The sequence below is a fragment of the Pseudarthrobacter albicanus genome (assembly GCF_018224015.1).
Lineage (GTDB): Bacteria > Actinomycetota > Actinomycetes > Actinomycetales > Micrococcaceae > Arthrobacter > Arthrobacter albicanus.
Genome location: NZ_JAGPOT010000081.1, coordinates 25,613 through 31,612, shown reverse-complemented (window position 1 = coordinate 31,612; position 6,000 = coordinate 25,613). Strand labels below are relative to the sequence as shown.

Here is a 6,000-nt window from a genome sequence, read left to right as displayed (position 1 = left end):
GCCCGAGGAAATCACGAGCTCCACGGCGTCGTCCTTGTACTTCTGGCTATACCTCTTACGGTCGGTCATTGTGAAGAAGGGCTCCTAACAAGCTGTCTCACAAAACCATACGGCCGCACTGCGACGATGGACTCATGCTTGTGTGGCTTACGGACTGGCAGCTCGCGGAAGATCACCTGCTCATTACAGTGGGCGACACCATAGATTGGACTCTGTACCCAGCCGATCGGAATTGGGTGTCGCGATTGTTCGGTGATCGTCTTGTCATCGATTGGCAGTTCGACACGTATGGCGATGCGGTGGACCAGCCTTCGCGCCGGGTGTCGGGAAGAGTAGTTGAGCTATGGAGTGTTCGGTGTCCTAAGATCCGAACGGATGAAGGCTTTGTTCCCGTGACTGGCGAGGCGACGCTGCAACCGGCAGTAGACACCTCTGGTTCATGGATGCGACAAGCCGGACAAGAGGAGAGTGCCGCTGTTCGAGGCACCGAGACAATCACTTACAAGTTCTCATACACGAGTGCCTTTGACAGTGTTGAAGCCGACTATCTCTACGACTACGTCCTATCGCTTGCATGCAGCGACGAAGAGTGCGGCACCAGGGAAGCAACGAAGCTGTAACGCGAAGTGCTGCCCATAGAGGATCCCTATACGGACACGGAACGGCTGTGCAGACGACTTCTGACATTCCGTGCAGACGACTTCTGAAAATGACAACCGAGAGCATGTTTGGCTGCGCGCTGGACGACCGGCTTACGGGCGCCCCTAAAGGGGGAGAAATTCGTCCCGAGTTGATCTGGAAGCTACAAGCGTTGGACACCCCGATCGTGGGTGTGTCGGGAGCGCCGCGGGTGTTCTGCCCGGTTAGCCTGAGGCGCATGGCACATCTCGGACCAGTCAGAAGTCCCGTGCACCGTCATGCATTTGTTCAACAGTTGTCTGCACCAAAAGTGAGCTACGGGGCTGCAGCTGCTTCAGGGTCCGTGGCCGGGACCCAGCGGTACAGCGTGGCCTTGGGATCTGCGGCTTTCTCACTGATCGGGAGGAAGGTCTTCCCGTTGTCTATGCCTCCGGCGCTGTACTGCTGGCCGCGGCGGCCGCCATCGGCTGGACCTCGCTGCAAGCCGCAGACAAGGACCATAGCGCCAACAGGAACCCTGACATTTGACGCTTTCCTCGTCCCACAACAGCAGGCGGAGCCACCGGGACTCCCGGCAGGGCTCGGCGTTGTCCGGCGGCGGTAGCTGGATCTCACGCTATGGCGAGGACTGCTGCTGTTGCTGGCGTGGTGTGTACTGCTGCTGTTTACGCAGCCCGTAACGGGTCCGGCCGCGGGGCTTGTAGATCGAAAGGGCGGTGATGACCAGCAGGACCGCCAGTCCGGCTCCTGCCGCGATCACGAGTTGGCCCCTGGCCGCGCCCATGTCTGTGGAGTTCAGGGCCCCGTTTGCCGCTGCGTGGGCGAGGAGTCCGATCAATTGGGTGTGCACCATCAGGACCACGGTCGCGAAGACCGTGAGCAGGAATTTGATCGTGACCCAGTAGTGGCGGAATAGACCCCACTCCGTGCCCAGGGATTGGATCAGCCCGGTGAGCAGTGAAGCGAAGGCTAACGGGACGATGGCAAACCAGCCGGTCAGGTTCATGGCCACGTATGCTGCGGGCGCCGTCTCGGGGTCCTGGCTGATGAGTCCCGCAAGGGCGAGCACGAGGAAACTGATGACAGCGCCGACCCACCCGACGGAGAATACGACATGCGCGGTGAGCATGAACCTGCGCAGGGCCGGTGTCATGGTCCTCAATGGTGGCCCATCCCGCCGCCGGCGAGATGGATGGCCACAAACAGGACTACGAGGATCAGGGCCGCGATCCCGAACGTCTTGACCCACCGCGGGCGGGCCGGCATATCACCCGTCCTCCTGACGTGCCGTTCCGGCTCGGGGGCCGCCAGCGGGCGGGGGAGTTCGTCGGGATCCTGGTTCATGCCCCCAGTTTATGAGACACAGTGTCCGTGTCAAGCCGGTGTGTCTTGGAAATGGGTGGTGGAGCGAATACAGTGGTCGTGTGCCCAAGCTGTGGAATGAGACGATCCGGACGCACCGCCATGCCGTGATCGAAACCATCCTGGACACCACCTGGAGGCTGGTCGCCGAGCAGGGGCTGCGGGCGATCACCATGTCCCAGATCGCCCAGGAGACAGGCATCGCGCGCGCGACCCTGTACCGGTACTTCCCGGACGTCGAGGCCATTCTGCTTGCCTGGCATGAACGTCACATCGCGATCCACCTCGAAGAGCTCACCGCGCTCCGGCATCGGGGCGGTGATCCCTGGCAGCGGCTGGAAAGGGTACTGGAGGCCTATGCGTTCATCTCCCGGCGCCGTGCAGGCGAACTCGGTGCGCTCCTGCACCGCGGAGAGAAGGTAGCCCAGGCACACCAGGAACTCACGGATCTGGTCCGGGACCTGCTGGCCGAGGCGGCACGGGCCGGGTCGGTCCGCAATGACATCGACCCTGCAGAGCTGGCCGGATACTGCCTGCACGCCCTGGGCGCGGCCGCTTCGATTCCTTCGGACGACGGCGTCCACCGGCTACTCACCCTCACGCTGGCCGGCCTGACCGGTCCGGCGGGCACGGCACCCGGCCAGGATTCTGAACGACACCCCGAACGACACGCCCAGCGCCACGAAGTGGACCCGGAGGCCCGCCATGAACAGGGACATCAGCACGGACTTCACGGCCGGAGCGGCCAACATCCTCAGGCATCTCAATAGCCGGCACCCGGATACCGTGTTGTTCCTTGCCCGGCACTCCGCAGGGATCGCTGATGCACTGGCCGCTGAACTGGTCGGCGCAGACTACGAAGGCATCGACATGTCCGTGAAGCGCGCGCTGGGATCCTCCACGGGTCGCCTCCAGTTCGGGCAGCCGATCACCGCCGCGGCCGAACTGCGCCCCCAGCTCCGGGGCCTCCTTATCGCCGCCCGCGCCGCCGCGCCGCAGGAACCCCTCACCTCCCTTGAAGAGGAAATGAGCACTTCAAGGGCCAACCACCATGACCCGGGCCCCCGCTGATGGTCAGTGCCCTGGCTGGCAGGAAAGCCGCCATCGTGCGCGACGTCCTTTTCTCAGCCGACCTTGGAGAGCTGCGTAATACGGAACGCCGCATGAGGCACCGGGCGTGCGAGGACAGGGCCTAATGGGAAGACACCGGGGAAACGCCCTCCGCGTTGTCATGGTCGCAGCGGTGGTCGTCGCGGCGGCGGTGCTCGCCTTTGTGTTGACCCGGCCGCACAGCGACCGCATCGTGGACTGTGCACCGGGGTACCACAACATTTCAGGTCCTTCCAGCGACTGCGCCCCGGACCAACCGCCCGCGGCATCCCCCGCGCCGGCGTGAGGCAACCGTCCCCGACCGCGGCCGGACGGTATCAGCACACCCGTGTGTCTGAGAGCGCGGCGCGATGCTCAGCCGTGGTGGTGGTCGTGGTTGTCGGGGCTTCCTCCCATCATCTTGAGCATCCCGGTCCCGCCGTTGCGCACGAACCGGGCCACGAGGAACGCGGCAAGGGCCAGGAAACCGATGTTCAGGTAGGTGGTGTAGTTCCAGGAGATGCTTGATTCCAGGACGGTGGAATACTGAAGACGATTGAGGGAGCGGCTACCGGACAGCCTCCTGCCCTGATCAGGGAAGCCCATCGTTCATCCGAAAAAGGTGCATGCCATGGACGCATCTTTGCTCTACGATGACGCCCAGTATGTCCGACCGGGGGAACTGGACGGACATCCCTTTGCCGCGAGAGATCTTGCGGGCAGGCCTTCGGGCCGGATTGATCCCGACATCGAACCACTAAGACTCGGCGGCGCAGAAACCGGACAGCAAAAGAGGAGTAAGCGCAGAGATTGCTATCTACGGAACCTTGCCACGAACGCGCTCTCCACGACTATCGCGGTAACGGCTAAGCGGCTGTGCCAGGCACAAGCCCTCCGGAAGCGGGGTTTCCGGCCCGAGGCATCGGGTTGCCGGCGCGTAACCCGGGGGCTTGGGAGCCGCCATGGTTCGCGAGCACCGAGTTGAGTCTCGTTGGCGCCTGTTCTTCTGAAGTTCCCTGGCGTACCATGACCACATTGTCCGAATCCCGGACCCACGTCAGCATCCCAGGGGACAAGTCATGACAATTCCGCCTCAACGCGAACCGGATCCTTTTCCGCCAGATCCGGGTCCAGTCCCGGGCTCACCGGATCCGACTTCTCCGACTCCGCCTGCCCCGGTCCCTGACCCGGCACCGGGGCCGGTGCCGGACCCCGGACCGTTGCCACCAAATCCCGATCCCACCCGCCGGTCATAACAGCAGGTTCGCGATGGCCTGTCCGTAGACCGTTCCTGCTTTAGTGCCGTGGGAGCACGGTGCACCACATCTGGCCCGGCAGCGAAAGCGGTCGGATGCCACATCACCCAAAGCTGCAACGGGAACCGGCAGCAGGCATCCGGAGCCACTCATCTGGCTGTTGATGGGATTCCAGTGGACCAGGCCACCATCATTGGTTACGCCGTCGGCTACGTCGCGGCAATCGTCGCCGTCTTTCTCTTGTTCCTGCCCATCATCATCAGCTTTGGCTTGCTCATGCTTCTGGCAGGCGCGGTCAGGTTTGTGATTCTCATCCTCAAAGCCATGACCGTCGGGTTTTACAGGAGCCTGGTCAGGCTGTTCAGGGCCTTCGCCGGGAGGCTCGGCCACGGCCGGGGCGGCGGCGGGTTGGTTCCGCATTGAGTGCCCACCGCTGCACTGGCCAAGCGGAATTTTTGGATTCTTTCAGGGGTCACGACGGTTCCGGCCAGTGGTGCTTCACCCCTGAATTCTGTTGCAGCCAAGCAGTTACGCCGCCGGACGCAGGAGGGCCAAGATGACCAAGTCACCGGTGCATGGGTTCGTGAATGAGTGCATCGCCCGGGATACGGCTGCTGGCGGTCTCAGCCGCCGTATCCCGGTACGCCTGTACGGCCTGTACCTCAGCTGGCGCTGGCTCCTGGGTACCTACCGTTTCAGGCAGGATTTTCCGTGCCGGTCTGCGCGATGGCCACATCGATCCACGCACACCCCTGCGGCGCAGACTCCTGACCCGAACCGAACCCTAGGAGGCAGAAATGACTGACATGCACATCAAGGAACGGTGGGACCGGCTCTCTCCGGCCACCCGGCAATGGTTCCTCGACAACCCCGGATGCGTGATCGTGCCGCGCACCATCACGAACTGCGCGGCCGAGGCGCGGGTCTGCGCGTCCTGAACCTCGGCGGTGGCGATGTCGACACCGCGACACCCATGGGGTCCATGCTGTTCACGATCATGGCCGCCCTCGCGCAAATGGAACACGAGATCAAACGCGAACGCGTCACCGATTCCATCAGCAAACGCAGAGAGACTAGCCACTCGGAAGGCGACACCCAGCGATCACAGAACCCCGTCGGCGAGCGTGAAAATCCACACTGAACTCGGCGAGTCGAAAGACTAGTCAGAAGTGGTTGTTTTGACTCCACCTTGCGGCCGGATAGCTGGGCGCCTCCGAACCACGACATCGAATGGGATCGGCGAAGTCTCTGGAGGCGCTGCAGTCCGTCAACGCCCCGGATGCCCGCAGCGTCGTCCGCGAGCTGGACGAATCCGATGCGCTGGATGAGGCCATGACCCCCGGCGGAGAGTTCGTCGCCGAGGAACTCATCGTTCAGGTCATCCCCCAGGCCGGGGACGAGTTCACCTGCTACTCCTGCTTCCTGGTCCGGCACCGGTCCCAACTCGCCCGGGAAAAGAACGGCCACTCATACTGCATCGAGTGCGAAGGCTAGGTCGCTTCTCCTCCACGGCGGCCTACAACCGACAGCCTCATCAGCGACTTTTCAACTGCGACAGAGCTGGGCGCATGACCCCGCTCAAGTGGAGCCAAAGCGCGCACCGGCGGGGTGGTTCCCTGACCTTAGGCTCCCGGGGCTGGCAGTTGGAACTTCA

General features: G+C 63.2%; 9 protein-coding genes and 1 pseudogene. 7 read left to right on the top strand and 3 right to left on the bottom strand.

The features are described 5' to 3' along the window. Positions 1 to 134: 134 nt before the first annotated feature. The gene (locus tag J9611_RS16295) at positions 135 to 620 is read left to right on the top strand and encodes a DUF6578 domain-containing protein (protein WP_211881629.1); all 486 of its coding nucleotides are present in this window, start codon (positions 135 to 137) and stop codon (positions 618 to 620) included. A 635-nt stretch (positions 621 to 1,255) separates the two neighbouring features. Here the strand turns inward: J9611_RS16295 and J9611_RS16290 are convergent. After that, entirely contained in the window at positions 1,256 to 1,792 is a 537-nt protein-coding gene (locus J9611_RS16290; RefSeq protein ID WP_211881627.1) for a DUF2269 domain-containing protein, read from the bottom strand. Between the two features lie 5 nt (positions 1,793 to 1,797). Continuing rightward, positions 1,798 to 1,983, bottom strand: a complete 186-nt coding sequence (locus tag J9611_RS16285; protein WP_211881625.1) for a hypothetical protein — start codon at positions 1,981 to 1,983, stop codon at positions 1,798 to 1,800. Between the two features lie 80 nt (positions 1,984 to 2,063). Between J9611_RS16285 and J9611_RS16280 the strand changes: the two genes are divergently transcribed. Next, positions 2,064 to 2,771: a TetR/AcrR family transcriptional regulator gene (locus J9611_RS16280; protein ID WP_307857131.1), complete on the top strand. Its 708-nt coding sequence runs from the start codon at positions 2,064 to 2,066 to the stop codon at positions 2,769 to 2,771. A 16-nt stretch (positions 2,772 to 2,787) separates the two neighbouring features. Beyond that, positions 2,788 to 3,072, top strand: coding sequence for a DUF2470 domain-containing protein (locus tag J9611_RS16275; RefSeq protein WP_307857130.1), 285 nt, complete (start codon positions 2,788 to 2,790; stop codon positions 3,070 to 3,072). Between the two features lie 393 nt (positions 3,073 to 3,465). On the opposite strand, the gene J9611_RS16270 is transcribed toward J9611_RS16275, so the two are convergent. Beyond that, positions 3,466 to 3,696, bottom strand: a complete 231-nt coding sequence (locus tag J9611_RS16270) for a hypothetical protein (RefSeq protein ID WP_211881619.1) — start codon at positions 3,694 to 3,696, stop codon at positions 3,466 to 3,468. A gap of 824 nt (positions 3,697 to 4,520) precedes the next feature. On the opposite strand from J9611_RS16270, the gene J9611_RS16265 reads away from it, so the two are divergent. From J9611_RS16265 to J9611_RS16250, 4 genes and pseudogenes are all read left to right on the top strand, one after another. Beyond that, entirely contained in the window at positions 4,521 to 4,769 is a 249-nt protein-coding gene (locus J9611_RS16265) for a hypothetical protein (RefSeq protein ID WP_211881617.1), read from the top strand. A gap of 374 nt (positions 4,770 to 5,143) precedes the next feature. Continuing rightward, complete coding sequence (locus J9611_RS16260) at positions 5,144 to 5,284, top strand: hypothetical protein (RefSeq protein ID WP_211881637.1); 141 nt, start codon at positions 5,144 to 5,146, stop codon at positions 5,282 to 5,284. Beyond that, positions 5,248 to 5,448, top strand: a pseudogene (locus tag J9611_RS16255) (recombinase family protein); the annotation flags it as partial. The gene J9611_RS16260 and the pseudogene J9611_RS16255, both read left to right, overlap by 37 nt. A gap of 128 nt (positions 5,449 to 5,576) precedes the next feature. After that, on the top strand, positions 5,577 to 5,840 hold the full coding sequence (locus J9611_RS16250) for a DUF4193 family protein (protein WP_211881616.1): 264 nt from the start codon (positions 5,577 to 5,579) through the stop codon (positions 5,838 to 5,840). Positions 5,841 to 6,000: the final 160 nt, after the last annotated feature.